Source organism: Dyadobacter sp. CY351 (assembly GCF_021502625.1).
Taxonomy (GTDB): domain Bacteria; phylum Bacteroidota; class Bacteroidia; order Cytophagales; family Spirosomataceae; genus Dyadobacter; species Dyadobacter chenhuakuii.
The window spans coordinates 226884-240831 of record NZ_JAKFFU010000011.1 but is presented as its reverse complement, the minus strand read 5'-3'; the positions used below and the strand labels follow the sequence as shown (position 1 = coordinate 240831).

16 protein-coding genes are annotated in these 13948 nt (G+C 44.3%); 5 read left to right on the top strand and 11 right to left on the bottom strand.

Annotated features, from left to right (window positions below):
* The 10 genes from L0660_RS20155 to L0660_RS20110 all read right to left on the bottom strand — a co-directional run bounded on the left by L0660_RS20155 (position 1) and on the right by L0660_RS20110 (position 8406).
* Entirely contained in the window at positions 1-1155 is a 1155-nt protein-coding gene (locus L0660_RS20155) for an FtsW/RodA/SpoVE family cell cycle protein (protein WP_235161087.1), read from the bottom strand.
* Between the two features lie 21 nt (positions 1156-1176).
* Positions 1177-2529 carry a UDP-N-acetylmuramoyl-L-alanine--D-glutamate ligase gene (gene murD, locus L0660_RS20150; protein ID WP_235161086.1) on the bottom strand — a complete coding sequence of 451 codons (1353 nt, stop codon included), beginning with the start codon at positions 2527-2529 and terminating at the stop codon, positions 1177-1179.
* Between the two features lie 117 nt (positions 2530-2646).
* On the bottom strand, positions 2647-2979 hold the full coding sequence (gene mscL / locus L0660_RS20145) for a large-conductance mechanosensitive channel protein MscL (RefSeq protein WP_235161085.1): 333 nt from the start codon (positions 2977-2979) through the stop codon (positions 2647-2649).
* 25 nt (positions 2980-3004) lie between these two features.
* The gene (locus tag L0660_RS20140; RefSeq protein ID WP_235161084.1) at positions 3005-3928 is read right to left on the bottom strand and encodes a DUF3078 domain-containing protein; all 924 of its coding nucleotides are present in this window, start codon (positions 3926-3928) and stop codon (positions 3005-3007) included.
* A gap of 93 nt (positions 3929-4021) precedes the next feature.
* Positions 4022-4624, bottom strand: coding sequence for an RNA polymerase sigma factor (locus tag L0660_RS20135; RefSeq protein WP_235161083.1), 603 nt, complete (start codon positions 4622-4624; stop codon positions 4022-4024).
* A gap of 135 nt (positions 4625-4759) precedes the next feature.
* The gene (tsf, locus tag L0660_RS20130) at positions 4760-5596 is read right to left on the bottom strand and encodes a translation elongation factor Ts (RefSeq protein WP_233799026.1); all 837 of its coding nucleotides are present in this window, start codon (positions 5594-5596) and stop codon (positions 4760-4762) included.
* 184 nt (positions 5597-5780) lie between these two features.
* On the bottom strand, positions 5781-6614 hold the full coding sequence (gene rpsB / locus L0660_RS20125; protein ID WP_233799027.1) for a 30S ribosomal protein S2: 834 nt from the start codon (positions 6612-6614) through the stop codon (positions 5781-5783).
* Positions 6615-6702: 88 nt separating this feature from the next.
* Positions 6703-7089 (bottom strand): 30S ribosomal protein S9, encoded by a 387-nt coding sequence (rpsI, locus tag L0660_RS20120; protein WP_026631735.1) that lies wholly within the window; start codon positions 7087-7089, stop codon positions 6703-6705.
* Between the two features lie 3 nt (positions 7090-7092).
* Entirely contained in the window at positions 7093-7536 is a 444-nt protein-coding gene (gene rplM / locus L0660_RS20115) for a 50S ribosomal protein L13 (RefSeq protein WP_026631734.1), read from the bottom strand.
* 165 nt (positions 7537-7701) lie between these two features.
* Positions 7702-8406, bottom strand: a complete 705-nt coding sequence (locus tag L0660_RS20110; RefSeq protein ID WP_235161082.1) for a hypothetical protein — start codon at positions 8404-8406, stop codon at positions 7702-7704.
* Between the two features lie 138 nt (positions 8407-8544).
* On the opposite strand from L0660_RS20110, the gene L0660_RS20105 reads away from it, so the two are divergent.
* From L0660_RS20105 to L0660_RS20090, 4 genes are all read left to right on the top strand, one after another.
* Complete coding sequence (locus L0660_RS20105) at positions 8545-9264, top strand: DUF1080 domain-containing protein (protein WP_233799029.1); 720 nt, start codon at positions 8545-8547, stop codon at positions 9262-9264.
* A gap of 51 nt (positions 9265-9315) precedes the next feature.
* On the top strand, positions 9316-10119 hold the full coding sequence (locus tag L0660_RS20100) for a Rossmann-like and DUF2520 domain-containing protein (RefSeq protein ID WP_233799030.1): 804 nt from the start codon (positions 9316-9318) through the stop codon (positions 10117-10119).
* A gap of 65 nt (positions 10120-10184) precedes the next feature.
* Positions 10185-10706 carry an HAD family hydrolase gene (locus tag L0660_RS20095; RefSeq protein WP_235161081.1) on the top strand — a complete coding sequence of 174 codons (522 nt, stop codon included), beginning with the start codon at positions 10185-10187 and terminating at the stop codon, positions 10704-10706.
* Between the two features lie 30 nt (positions 10707-10736).
* Positions 10737-11852 (top strand): acyltransferase, encoded by a 1116-nt coding sequence (locus L0660_RS20090; RefSeq protein ID WP_235161080.1) that lies wholly within the window; start codon positions 10737-10739, stop codon positions 11850-11852.
* 2 nt (positions 11853-11854) lie between these two features.
* Here L0660_RS20090 and L0660_RS20085 read toward each other — a convergent pair whose 3' ends face one another.
* Positions 11855-12607, bottom strand: coding sequence for a polysaccharide deacetylase family protein (locus L0660_RS20085; RefSeq protein ID WP_235161079.1), 753 nt, complete (start codon positions 12605-12607; stop codon positions 11855-11857).
* A 117-nt stretch (positions 12608-12724) separates the two neighbouring features.
* On the opposite strand from L0660_RS20085, the gene L0660_RS20080 reads away from it, so the two are divergent.
* The gene (locus tag L0660_RS20080) at positions 12725-13948 is read left to right on the top strand and encodes an exonuclease subunit SbcD (RefSeq protein ID WP_235161078.1); all 1224 of its coding nucleotides are present in this window, start codon (positions 12725-12727) and stop codon (positions 13946-13948) included.

The following is a 13948-nucleotide window of genomic DNA, read 5'->3' as shown; positions in this document are numbered from 1 at the left end:
TTAAATCTTTTTCTCTTCTACTGTTTCCCCGCGGCTTACGCTCAGGATCATGCCCATTGCGATGCCGGTGAAGAGCAAAGACGTTCCGCCCTGACTAAAAAATGGTAATGTTTGCCCCGTAACCGGCACCAGCCCGACTGTTACGGCCATAGCCGAGAATGCCTGGCTGACGACAATGAATGTTAACCCTGCGGAAAGCAACCCACCGAACGGGCGTTTGGTCGCTTCAATGGCTTTTAAGCCCCGGTATAAAAGGATGAGATAAAGAACGATCAGAATGGTGCCTCCTAATGTGCCGTATTCTTCCACGGCAACAGCAAAAATGAAATCTTTCTGAGGCTCTGGCAGGAAGCGGCGCTGGCGGCTTTTTGCGACGCCTTCTCCATACAATCCGCCGCGGGCCATGGCCATGTAGGATTGCTGGGATTGATATACAACAATGTCTTTGTCAAAAAACGCAGAGATCCGGTTTTGGGCTGTTCCGGACCGTTGTGTTGAATTAAGTAAAATGGCGATGGTTGCGAAGAAAACGAGGCCTAATGCCGTGAAAAACAGATAATGCAGCGGGACTTTGCCTACAAACATTAAAAGAAAGCAAATGCCCGCCAGCATTACTGCCGTAGAAACATTGCTAGTAAAAATCAGCCCGCAAACGATCCCTACCAATGCCAGCGGCTCTGTAAAAAGCTCTCTGGTGTTCCAGCCGCCTTTAATGTGCCTGGCCAGGATCAATGATAAATGCGCAATCAAAGCCACTTTCGCCCACTCGGAAGGTTGAAAACGCTGGCCTATGACCGGAATTTCTATCCAGCGGGCTGCATCATTCACCGACGTCCCAAAGAACATTGTGAAAATCAATAGCAATATCGAACTCCAAACCGCGAGCCGGGTAACGTAAACGAATTTGATATAGGGAATGCGATGGACGAAATACATGACCATCAGCGACAGAAAGCACAACAGGACGTGTTTGTAAAGATAGTATTCGGTGTTTCCGTCCATCTGGCTGTACGCGTCCTTAACACTTGCGCTATACACCACCACAATGCTCCACATCAGCATTACAATGCAGATCCCCCAGATCCAGGGATCACCTTTCAGATTTTTGCTGAACCATGCTTGCGTGTCTTCTCTTGATTTGAGCAAGAAATCCATAATGGTAACCGGTAATGCTTATTAGTTATTATGAATGGTAAGATTTCTTACAGCAGTTTTAAATTTTTCACCCCGGTCCTCGTAATTTTTGAACAGATCAAAACTTGCGCAGGCGGGAGAAAGAAGTACGATATCCTCTGAAACACTCCATTGCTGCGCTTTATTTACCGCATCTTGGACGTCCTGGGTTATGTATATTTGAGGAGTAATTCCGGAAAAGTATCTTTCCAACTTTTCGGAATCTTTACTAAGAACTACTAAACCCTTCACTTTATTACGTACAAGCGCTTCTATCTGGCTATAATCATTGCCTTTGTCCACTCCGCCAGCAATTAAAATGATCGGTTTTTCAAAACTGCCCAATGCGTAAAATACAGAATCAACATTGGTTGCTTTTGAATCATTAATGTAAGTCACACCATTGATAACTTCCACTAGTTCAAGCCTGTGCGGCGCATTGGTAAAGGATTTCAAGCCCTCTGAAATCTTCTCGGAACTAACGCCAACGAGCTGCCCAACCGCAATTGCAGACATGGCATTAATCGCGTTATGCGGTCCTTTAATTGGTAAATCATCAAATGTTTGTTCAAACGAGCCGTTGCCAACATTTGATACCAATCTTCCTTCATGCAGATAGGCCCCTTCTGCGGGCTTGTTTGCGAGCGATATTTTTATCAGATGAGAATCAATGTTGCGCTTGGAAAGCTCGGCCGCGATCACCTCACTATCTTCAAAAAAGATCAGATGATCTTCCGTAGTCTGATTTTGGACAATGTTGAATTTTGAATTGATATAATTCTGAAAATCATAGCCATACCGATCCAGGTGATCGGGCGTAATGTTTAGCAGAACAGCGATGTGCGGATGAAAATCTTCAATGTTATCCAGCTGAAAACTACTTATTTCCAGCACATAATAATCGAATTCCTTTTCAGCAACCTGCCACGCAAAACTATCCCCAATGTTTCCCGCAAGGCCAACATTGAGTCCCGCATTTTTCAGAAGGTGATAGGTGAGCAGCGTGGTGGTGGTTTTACCGTTGCTGCCGGTGATGGCGATTATCTTTGCAGTGGTATAGCGGGAAGCAAACTCGATTTCCGAGATAACCGGAATCCCTTTTTCCTTCAATGCAACGATCAGCGCGACCGTATCGGGAATGCCGGGACTTTTGATAACGAGGTCACTTTCGAGAACCCTTGATTCTGAATGCATTCCCTGTTCAAACGGAATCTGCTCGCGGTCAAGGACGTCAATGTATTTTTGGTTCAATTGGCCACGATCTGATAAAAACACGTCAAAACCTTTTGATTTGGCAAGGATTGCAGCGCCGGTGCCACTTTCTCCCCCACCCAAAATAACGACCTTTTTTTGCACAAGACTTCTTTTAAACGTTGAACAAACACCATTGAACACGAAGGTAAATCTTTTCCAGAAATAAAAAACGAGACACATTAAATGCGCCTCGTTTTCTCATTTTTTATATAAAATTGTCTACTCTTTTTTCACCAGTGACTCCGAAATCCTGAGCCTGTTAGCGAGTTTTACGATCATGAAAATCACCCATGCAATGATGATAAACTGGATCAGAACCTGGATGAAATTGCCGTATTTAACGGCCACCTCGGGCGTATCGCCCACGGCTTCTTTTAACACGATTTTCAACTGAGTGAAATCCACTCCGCCGATGATCAGACCCAAAATCGGATTGATAATGTCTTCAACCAGGGAAGTTGTGATCTTTCCAAATGCAGCACCAATGACCACACCGACGGCCAGATCAAGGACATTTCCCTTAGCAATAAAAATTTTGAACTCCTGGAGCATAACAAGTTGAGGTTAGTTGGAAGAATTAAAATGAGTATAAAAATCCGATGCTTAAAGCCTGGGCAAACTGCACTTTGTTGCTTTGGTCGTCATCATAAACCATAATGGCTCCCAAGTTAACATTCACATACTTGTTTATTTTCGCTGTCAGCATTGCGTCCAGCCGGTTATCAATGTTACCAGGTCTTTTGAAGCTGGAAAACATCAGATATCTGAATTTTAAATTCACGTCCTTGGCGATGTCTTTGTCAAAGTTGGCGACGATTTGTATCAAAGCAGCCTCGGTCCTGAAACTTTTTCCAATGGGCACTCCATAATTATTCTGGTCGGGTGTGTTGACGTACAGATTTTTATCCAGCACGATGGTCTGCCGTAGTGCGCCCGGCGCGAAATCAATAAAGAAATAAGACGCAGGACGAAATTCTATACCGATGGCTTCTGTCACATATGCCGGAGAAAATATTCCGGAAACCTTTTTTTTAGCATCCGTGGAATCGGGCGCAGCGGAATAATTATATCCGTCCCCAAATTGCGAGAGGAAGTTAACATTGGCAAAAAGGCTCCACTTTGAACCGATGGACCTGTTGTATTTCGTATCAAAAAATATCCGGTCAACATTCTTGCGGCTTTGCTGGCCTTTATTCCTTACAATCCCATATTGCGATTGAAAGTCATTCCGCCAGGCATTTTTCCCTTTAATCTTCTCATTAAGGGCATTGAAAAACAAGCCTAATGCAATAGAATTAACACCACCACCGGTCCAGTTTGAACTGAAAGAGCCTTGATTCAGATTAGCTCCGAATTCAATTTTTTTCCACGCCGTATCACCAGGAACCTTTAATTTTCCTGCATTAAGCGGATTACTAAGGTCTACGGTTTGTGCTAAACCGGTAAGTGTTATCAAAAACACAAGAATAATGGAGAAATAGCGTGAAAATGTTCCGCTCATTTGAGATGTGGTTAGTAAAAAATTGCAGAGCCTCAGCTCTAGGCTTACAGGAAGAGAAATTGCAACTGTAAGTAATCAATAGATTACCAGAATTCATAACTCCTGCCCGAAATTCACTGCGTATGATATTTCCAGATAGATAATTCTCAACTTCTCACGGGAGCGTAAGAGCCTCATTTTAACTGCACTTTCTGTTATTTGGGACGTTGTTGCAATGTGCCGGATGCTCCGGTCATCCATATACTTCATGTATAGTAAGGCTTTTTCCTCCGCAGGTAATTTGTCGAGCGCTTGTTTTAGAATCTTAGTATTGACCTCCTCAGTAGTAAAAGCGCTGTCGAGATCTGCGTGTTCAATGCAATCCGCATCTTCTGCATGCACAATGATCACTTTTTTTCTGTTGGATCGCATGAGATCCATGCAGTGGTTATACGTAACAGTGTAGAGCCAGGTGGAGAATTTTGCTCCTTTCTTAAAAGTATTCATTTTAAATACCAATTTAAGAAATACGTCGTGGGTAATGTCTTCTGCCTTGGAGGCGTCGCGCGTAAGTGAAAGGCATTTTTTGAATACTTTCAGCACATATCGGTCGTAAAGTTTTTCAAAATATCGGTTTTCCCCGGATTCCAGAAAAAGCTTAACCAATTCCTCGTCTGTTACATTATGCGGTGCATAATTTGCGAATTTGTCAACCATCTTAATTTAAATCACTGTATAGCGCGTGTCCAAAAAATTAATGGATTAATTAATTTTTTGTAAATATTAAAAAACAACGCCTGGTATACAAATAGATACCAGGCGTTGTCAACATTATTTTATAAGAAGTGCTTTCTAAGCGCCGATTGACACTCTTTTGAAAGATTTTACCGTTAAGCCCTTAGCAGTTTTTTCTAATAACTGACGGATTGTTAGCGAAGAATCCTTTACGAATTCCTGATTCAACAAAGTGTTGTCTTTGTAGAACTTCTGCAATTTTCCTTGTGCAATTTTCTCAAGCATTGCTTCTGGCTTGCCTTCTGCTCTTGCTTGTTCTTTACCTACTTCGATTTCACGCTCAACAGTTGCAGAATCCACTTCGTCTTTATCCAAAGCGATAGGCTTCATCGCAGCGATCTGCATAGCAACGTCTTTACCAAGCTCGCTTACATCTGTTCCATTTACGCCCTCGAACGCTACCAGAACGCCCAATTTGCCGTTGGAGTGGATATAAGGAACAACTTTGTCAGCTGTTACATTTTCGTAAGCAGTGATTTCAAGTTTCTCTCCCAATTTACCTACCAGATCCACGATATGCTCGCTAACCGGACGGCCGTCAGGCAATGTAGCCGAAAGCAAAGCATCTTTGTCAGCAATGTTATCTGCTACAGCTTTGTCCAAAATGCTTTGTGCAAGATTTTTGAAATCTTCAACATTAGAAACCGGCTCAGTTTCGCAAGCAAATGCGATCAATTTACCATTTGTTCCGTCAGCGCTGATCTGTACAACCACTGTTCCTTCTGAAACGGCGTTGTCAGCACGTTTAGCTGCCACTTTTTGTCCTTGCTTACGAAGAATATCAACGGCTTTGTCAAAATCGCCATCAGCTTCCTGAAGTGCTTTTTTACAATCCATCATGCCCGCGCCGGTCATTTGGCGGAGTTTGTTTACATCTTGTGCGGTAATTGCCATGATCTATTTTTAATATTGGTTATTACTGATTTGAAAGGAAACGGCTGTTAATGCTGTGTTAGAAAACGATTAACAAATCCGCATCCGGTAGAATTTTAAAAAACTGTAGCCCATAGCAATAGGCTATGGGCTACTTTATCTGTTCAGACAGGAAAGGTCAGAAACCTATTCCGTATCGCCCTGATTACTCTTCATCACTTTCAGCAGCAACGCTTGTCTCAGCAGGCGCTTCAGCACGAGGAGCAGCCGCAGCTGTTTCTTCATTACCTTTGTCAACCTGACGTTTTGCCTCTTCCTCCTCTACCATGCGCTGATCGTCTTTATCTTGTTTGCGTTCCATCAAACCTTCTTCGATTGCTTTTCCGATCGCCAACGTGATCAATGAGATAGCTTTGTAAGCATCGTCATTGCTTGGGATTGGGAAATCAACTAATTCCGGGTTTGAGTTGGTGTCGCAGATTGCAAAAATGGGGATGTTCAATCTTTTTGCTTCTGAAACGGCAATGTGCTCGCGTTTTACATCAACGATGAAAAGGGCAGCAGGAAGACGTGTTAAATCAGCTACACCACCTAACACTCTTTCCAATTTATCCTTTTCACGTGTAAGCATCAGGCGTTCTCTCTTCGCGATATTGCTAACCGTGGTTTCGTCTTTTAGCATCTTCTCAAGAGTCTGCATTTTTTTCAAAGACTTGCGAATTGTGCCGAAGTTTGTAAGCATACCACCCAACCAGCGATCAGTTACGTAAGGCATTTTAAGGCGTTTCGCCTCTTCCGTTACGATCTCCTGTGCTTGTTTTTTAGTAGCAACAAACATGATCTTACGTCCTGAACGAACGATTTGCTTCAACGCAGCCTCAGCGTCGTTAATGCAGCTCAAAGTTTTGTTCAGGTCAATGATGTGGATCCCGTTCTTCTCCATGAAGATGTATGGAGCCATACGTGGATCCCACTTGCGGGTAAGGTGACCAAAGTGTACACCTGCATCCAATAGTTCTTTATATTCTATTTGTGCCATTACAGATTAATGTTTTGAAAAAATGTCTTAATAAAATTACGCAGCACAGCACATCGGGCACGATAAGTACTGTCTGGACATTTGAATATTAACGTTTCGAGAACTGGAATCTCTTACGAGCCTTAGCGCGACCGTATTTCTTACGTTCAACCATACGAGGGTCACGGGTAAGGAATCCTTCTTTTTTCAACGCGCCACGGAATTCTCCGTTGTATTCGCAAAGTGCGCGGGAAACAGCCATACGGATTGCTTCCGCCTGTCCTGAAATTCCACCGCCTCTTACATTTACTTTAAGATCATAACCATTTCCTCCGCTGATCACAGCAAAAGGTTGCTGAAGAACAATCTGGTGAACTTCAAATGGAAAGTATTCTTTGTAATCGCGACCGTTTACTTTGATATCTCCTTTACCGGGCGTCATATAAATACGGGCCACGGCTGTTTTTCTTCTACCTATTGTGTTGATAACTTCCATGAATTACAACTGGATTTCTTTTGGTTGCTGAGCGCTGTGCGGGTGTGTTGCATCAGCATAAACAAACAGATTTGTGAATAAACGACGTCCCAAACGGTTCTTTGGAAGCATGCCTCTTACGGCTTTCTCGATTACACGACCTGGGTGTTTTTCGAGCAACTCACGAGGAGTTTGAAAACGCTGACCTCCTGGGTAACCCGTATGACGAACATAAATTTTGTCGGTCATTTTCTTACCTGTCAACTTGATTTTATCGGCGTTGATAATGATAACATTATCACCACAGTCCACATGAGGAGTGTAATTTGCCTTGTGCTTGCCTCTGATAATTTTCGCAACTTCACTTGCCAAACGGCCTAAAATTGCATCCTGAGCATCCACAACAACCCACTCCTTGTTCACTGTGTTTTTGTTCGCCGAGATGGTTTTGTAGCTTAACGTATCCACGATTAACAAAAATTTAATTGATTTTCAATAAATTACACTGTAACAAGACAGTCCCATCGCAAAATGGGAGTGCAAATATAGAGTTTAACAAATTGAATAACAAGTATGTTTGTGAAATTTCACCGACCATGAGGATTCAAGGCCGCTTTGATGCTAATACATCTCTTAATGTTGCAGCGGAAAACTCAGCGCAGCATACGGCATGCCATAGTTTTGCGAAACACGGCGCTGCTTGTTGTCGAGGAACACCTTGCGGTCATCCGCCTTATGCGTGTGATACGCAATATGCCCGTATAAGTATCCGATTTTAAGCCCGATTCCCCTGGTCAGATAGATGCGTGCGTATGCCTCAGACTGCCCGTTATAGTTATCTAAAAATAAAGGCGCAGCATTGAAAATAATCGGCGAGGTTGACAACCACTGATTGTAATTAGGTGCGCCAACACCCGGCGTTGTTGTTGTTTTTTCATAAAAAGCCTTTCTTTTTGATCCAAAAGATGCTCCTATAAGGTCTGTATTAACGCCGAGATCGATTTTCCAGAATCGCAGGTTTGCCCCAACCACAAAGCTTAACCCATTGGCAGATACTTTTCTGTATTCCAGGTAATCCTGCGGAGAGCCGGTTTTTGTATATAAATTGGTCCGGTTGGCATAATAACCCCATGCTCTTATCCCCAGCCCAAGCCGGAACCACGGAACGCGGTTCAGAGCTATCTGCTCATAATATAATACAGAGGGTGCCCAGGATTTATCATCGCTGAAACCGGTGCCAACGTCGATAACCGCACTGATCTGTGATTGGCCTTGGCCATAAACCTGAACTGTGCCGAGGGCTGCTGTAAGTGCTGCGAAAAAGCAAAAGAGCTTCATTCTGAACATTTTAAAAAATTTTAGTGTGAGAAATTTATTTTAATAAAATTAACCTGGATCCAAATATAGTTTACTGCATTTGAAGAATTGCGATATTGCGCCTTTCCCAATCCTAAACCTCATAAGTAAATCATTCAGATGAAAAGTACTTTTTCAAAACATTATGCGACGGCCTTGCTGGCTTTCGCCCTCTCGCTGCAAATCAGCTTTGCGCAGGCTCCTGAAAATCTTTCATTCCGGCCGCTCTTCAATGGCAAAAACCTCGATGGTTGGATTGATGTAAACACGTCGAAGGAAACCTGGAAAGTAAAAAACGGAACATTGATCTGTTCCGGTAAGCCCATAGGCGTGATGCGGTCCGACAAGCAGTATGAAAATTTTATCCTGGAAGTGGAGTGGAAACATATGGAAGCAGGTGGGAATTCGGGCATTTTCGTATGGAGCGAAGGCACGCCGCAGGAAAATGACCCGCTGACCAAAGCGATTGAGGTTCAAATGCTGGAACTGGATTACGCGCCCCAGCACAATGCGACAGAAGATTACGTCCACGGAGAGCTGTTCCCGACCATGGGTATGACAGCCATTCCGGATAACCCTCGCGGCATCAGAAGCAAATCCCTCGAAAAGCGCTGTAAAGGCAAAGGCGAGTGGAATAAATATGTGGTGGTGTGTGTAGACGGAACCGTGAAGCTTTCTGTTAATGGCAAGTTTGTCAACGGTTTGCGGAACTCTGAAAGAAAACGCGGCTACATTTGCCTCGAAGCCGAGGGCGCTGAAATCCATTTCCGTAACATGCGCATTATGGAATTGCCCGATGGCATTACCAGCGCAGCACAAACCGCCCCGCTCGTCAACTGATTTGTGAAATTAACTTTATGCCATATCTTAGGCGGATATAACGTTTTGTGAATGAAAATCTCTTTCGTTGGTTCCGGAAACGTGGCCTGGCACCTTGCCCAGGCCTTTGAAGATGCCGGTCACTGGATTTGTGAAGTATATAGCCGCGACACCCAGAAAGCCCGTCAACTGGCTTCCTACCTGTATGATACCAACATTCAGCCGGACCTTAATTTTGCTGAAAGTGAAGCTGACCTCATCGTGATAGCCGTTTCAGATGATGCTCTGGAAAGTGTGATCGAACGCATCGTGCTCCCAGAAGGCGTAATGCTGGTCCACACCTCAGGAACCAGATCATTAGCAGAATTCCAGAACCTGGTCGAAATTTACAGCGACGTATATGTGCATACCGGTGTCTTTTACCCGCTTCAAACCTTCACAAAAGGATTGGAAATGGACTATAAAGAACTTCCATTTTGTATTGAATCAAAAAACGAACTGATTGAAAATAAGCTCATTCAATTGGCGCAGAGCGTGAGTGACAATGTGAGCCGCATGGATTCCGATGAGCGCTTTATCCTGCATGTGGCAGCCGTATTTGCCAGCAATTTCACCAATTATCTTCTCACTGTTTCCCAAAATATGCTCGAAAGGGAACAGTTGAATTTTGATTTACTAAAACCCCTTATCCAAACCACCATTCACAAAGCATTGCTTTCCAATGATCCTTCGCTGGGCCAGACAGGGCCGGCAAGGCGTGGCGACTGGAAAACGACCAACCGGCATTTGGAATATTTGCAGGAAACCAATGAGGATTGGACTGAGATTTACAGGCTGCTGACGGATAAAATCAGGAACTTCTACATTTCAAAATAATAGGCACCCGTGCTGTCTCCTGAAAAGTTAGGCTATATTTGCGGGATTCATTATTCGGATTTTTCATGAATGCAGCACTAATAGACCGCTTTAAACGCATTACAACCTTTATTTTCGACATCGACGGCGTCATGACAGACGGCAGCGTGATTGCGCTGGAAAGCGGAGAACAGCCTCGTAGTTTTAATGTAAAGGACGGTTACGGCATCAATCGCGCGATTAAGATGGGTTACCGGGTGGCTATTATTTCTGCACAAAATCAAATGGGTGTCCGCAAACGGCTTGAATATCTGGGCGTATCGGACATTTTCATCGGAACTTCACCGGATGGGAAGTTGCCGATTTTTAAAAAATATCTCGAAGAAACCAATCTCACAGAAGACGAGATCGTGTTCATGGGCGACGATCTGCCCGATTATGAAGTGATGCGGACCAATGTGCTGAGCGCCTGCCCGGCAGATTCGGTGGACGAAATCCTCGCATTATCCGACTATATATCTCCTAAAAACGGCGGTCACGGCGCAGTACGCGACCTGATCGAACAAGTAATGAAGGCTCAGGGCAAATGGATGGCTTGGTTTCAATAATCTTCAAAAGCAGAAATCAGGCTTAACTAAGTGGAAAAAAAGCGTTACTTCCCAAATCTCAACGGAATCCGGTGCATTGCGGCCCTTTTGGTTGTTTTTCACCATTTGGAGCAGGCCAAACATGCTTTGGGAATTGCCAATATTTACGAGCTTCCCATTATTCAGCACGCTGGCAGGCTTGGCGTTGGCCTTTTCTTCGTGCTTAGCGGCTTTTTGATCACTTATTTATTATTGGAAGAACGCGGGCGTTTTGGTGATGTGGATACTAAAAAGTTCTACTTGCGACGGGTCTTTCGGATCTGGCCCATTTACTTCCTCATTATAGGCCTCTCTTTTTTCGTTTTCCCGCACATTGAGTTGCTAAGCTTTCCCGGGACCGACGAGAAAATCACGATTCACGCCGCCGAGCGGTTAACATTGCTGCTTTTGGTTTTGCCCAATTTCGCTTTCGTGCTGTATGACTTGCCTTACTGGTGCGCTCAAACGTGGTCCATTGGTGTCGAGGAGCAGTTCTACTATCTGTGGCCCTGGCTGATCAAATATCCAAAAAAGCGCATTCCGATCATTCTCCTTTTCCTGGGCATTACGGCAGCAATCCTGTTCATTGGCTTGCATTATGTGAATGTTGATGAAGAAACGAAAAGCACAATGATCTCAACTTTTCTGGGCCAATTCCGGATCCAGACGATGGCTTTGGGTGGGTTATGCGCCTGGCTGGTTTACAAGCAAAAAACAAACGTCCTGCAAGTGGTTTTCAGAAAAGATCTTCAAATTGTCGTCTATACGCTGCTGATCGCCCTTTTCCTTTCCGGAATCCATTTTTACGGCTTTCTTGAAGTTTACGCCCTTTTCTTTGCCTTTTTTATTCTGAATGTTTCCTGTAATCCAAACACGATAGTCAGTCTGAACAATGGTGTGATGAATCATTTGGGTAAAATCTCTTATGGACTTTACTTATATCACGTAGCTGTGATTGTGTTCATTATCAATGTTTTGAACAAATATCTACCCGATTGGACCGGCACATCTTACCACATTGGCCTGTATGTGTTGACTTTCTTAGGATCGGTTGCAGTGGCGTCGCTTTCTTACTCTTACTTTGAAAAACCGTTGTTAGCCTACAAAGACAAGCGCTTCGGGAGATAATCTCAATTCCTATCAGGCAATTCCGACATGGTGTAGAATTTCAAATTTTGTCTGGCTGCTTCCTTTAATATTTTTTCGAGAAATGGCACATGAAAGCCGTATTCGCCATTTTGCGGCTTTCCATATAAAGGCTCGTGTCCGAATAACATTAAAGCCGTGTTATCATTTTTCGCTTTTTCCAGCGCTTCTTGCATTTCCGGGTCGGTTAATCCGGAGTCTTCGTCGATTAGCAGCGCATCCACAATGCGTTCATTATCAAAATTATAGTAAATCCAGGGCATCAGTCGTGGCGCCAGGGCATACATTTGAAAACCCATAATTTTTCTTCTGGATATGGCCACGTCGCGCAAGATCTTAAAGCCGCTGGCTAGCAACACAGAGTCAACCCGGGCGTTATGGTTCCCTCCGGGATGCGCATAGGAAGTGGGCTTAAAGCCTGCTTCGGCCATATGTGCAAGGCCGGGTGCCAGTTCAATATTTTTATAACTATCCGGCCCTGTGGCAATCAATTCTGTTGATTTACCATGAATTGTGCCGTGAAAACCGATCTCATGACCGTCGGCCTGCAATATTTTTAGTTTAGAAATTTCGTCGGCTGTCAGGCTGTCGGGACAGGTTATGAAAAAGGTGACTTTCGCATTGTATTTCCGGAACATCGGCCGCAATGCAAACCACTCGTTGATAAAATGATCGTCGAAAGAGATTGCTATCCCCGCCTTTTCATGCGTTTCAGCATCCCGCCGACAATGCGTCATGCTGATTCCGACACAGAGAAAAATGCATTTTAGGAAGCAATGACGCAGGAATGTTGCAGTTGAATATTTCAATTCTTACCGGATGAAATGTTATTTTCGCTAAATTAATCACACAAAATGAAAATCCTCCACACCGCCGACTGGCACATTGGTAAAAAGCTCGACAATTATTCCAGGCTCGAAGAACAACGGCTCGTGCTGGCAGAAATTTGTGAGATCGCCGAAGCCGAGCAGGTCGATGCAGTTGTCGTAGCAGGAGATTTGTTTGATAATTTCAATCCTTCTTCGGAAGCCACAGAGCTATTATACAGCACATTACACCGCCTCTCCGCCAACGGGAGCCGCGCTGTGATCGCCATTGCAGGCAACCACGATTCCCCGGAACGCATTCAGGTTCCGGACGCATTGGCGAAAGTTTGCGGGATCATTTTTGTTGGTTTTCCAAACACCGAAATCTCGCAATTCTGCACGCAGGCGAAGGTTGACATTCTTCGGACTGCGAAAGGATTTGTTGAAATTGAGCTTCCTAATGCCAGTTTCCCGTTAAGAATTCTGCACACACCTTATGCGAACGAGCAGCGTTTGAAGACTTTTTTGGGTGTAGAAGATTCAGAAGAAGCGCTTCGCGTCCATTTGCAACAGCATTGGCAGGAACTAGCAGACAAGTATCTGGATGATGCGGGCTTCAATTTACTGATTACCCATTTGTTCGTCATGAAAAAAGGCGAGCCGGTGCCCGAAGAGCCTGAGGAAGAGCGCCCTATCCTGCACATTGGTGGCGCACAAGCCATTTATACCGAAAATTTCCCGGACAAAATACATTACATTGCCCTCGGACATTTGCACCGTTACCAGGTTATTGATAAAACACCAGCGCCAGCCATTTATTCCAGCAGCCCGCTCGCTTACAGCTTTTCGGAAGCGAACCAAACCAAATATGTGGTCCTGATAGAAGCAGAAGCCGGAAAGCTCGTTTCCTACCGCGCGATCGAGCTCACCAAAGGCAAAAAACTACGCAGAAGAAGCTTTAACGACATTGACAAAGCCATCGAATGGCTCGGCGAGCACAGTGAAGACCTCATTGAACTTACCATCGTTTCCAACAATTACCTGGAAGCCACCGACAAAAAACGCCTGAACGAAGCCCATCCCGGCATCATCCAGATCATCCCCCAAATCAAAAAGAGCGAACTCGCAACCACCACTTCCGAAATCGACCTTTCCCTAAGCATGGAAAAGCTCTTCCAGGAATACTTCAAAACCAAAAACAAAGGCCAGGAACCCTCCGATGGATTAATGGCGGTTTTTAGGGAGGTTTTAGGGACTGAGGAGGAAAACTGA

Coding starts and splice junctions, on each gene's coding strand:
- L0660_RS20105 (WP_233799029.1), top strand. CDS start 8,545: ATGAAAAGTACTTTTTCAAAACATTATGCGACGGCCTTGCTGGCTTTC.
- L0660_RS20095 (WP_235161081.1), top strand. CDS start 10,185: ATGAATGCAGCACTAATAGACCGCTTTAAACGCATTACAACCTTTATT.
- L0660_RS20085 (WP_235161079.1), bottom strand. CDS start 12,607: ATGACGCATTGTCGGCGGGATGCTGAAACGCATGAAAAGGCGGGGATA.
- tsf (WP_233799026.1), bottom strand. CDS start 5,596: ATGGCAATTACCGCACAAGATGTAAACAAACTCCGCCAAATGACCGGC.
- L0660_RS20080 (WP_235161078.1), top strand. CDS start 12,725: ATGAAAATCCTCCACACCGCCGACTGGCACATTGGTAAAAAGCTCGAC.
- L0660_RS20155 (WP_235161087.1), bottom strand. CDS start 1,155: ATGGATTTCTTGCTCAAATCAAGAGAAGACACGCAAGCATGGTTCAGC.
- mscL (WP_235161085.1), bottom strand. CDS start 2,979: ATGCTCCAGGAGTTCAAAATTTTTATTGCTAAGGGAAATGTCCTTGAT.
- rpsB (WP_233799027.1), bottom strand. CDS start 6,614: ATGGCACAAATAGAATATAAAGAACTATTGGATGCAGGTGTACACTTT.
- L0660_RS20135 (WP_235161083.1), bottom strand. CDS start 4,624: ATGGTTGACAAATTCGCAAATTATGCACCGCATAATGTAACAGACGAG.
- rpsI (WP_026631735.1), bottom strand. CDS start 7,089: ATGGAAGTTATCAACACAATAGGTAGAAGAAAAACAGCCGTGGCCCGT.
- L0660_RS20100 (WP_233799030.1), top strand. CDS start 9,316: ATGAAAATCTCTTTCGTTGGTTCCGGAAACGTGGCCTGGCACCTTGCC.
- L0660_RS20110 (WP_235161082.1), bottom strand. CDS start 8,406: ATGAAGCTCTTTTGCTTTTTCGCAGCACTTACAGCAGCCCTCGGCACA.
- L0660_RS20140 (WP_235161084.1), bottom strand. CDS start 3,928: ATGAGCGGAACATTTTCACGCTATTTCTCCATTATTCTTGTGTTTTTG.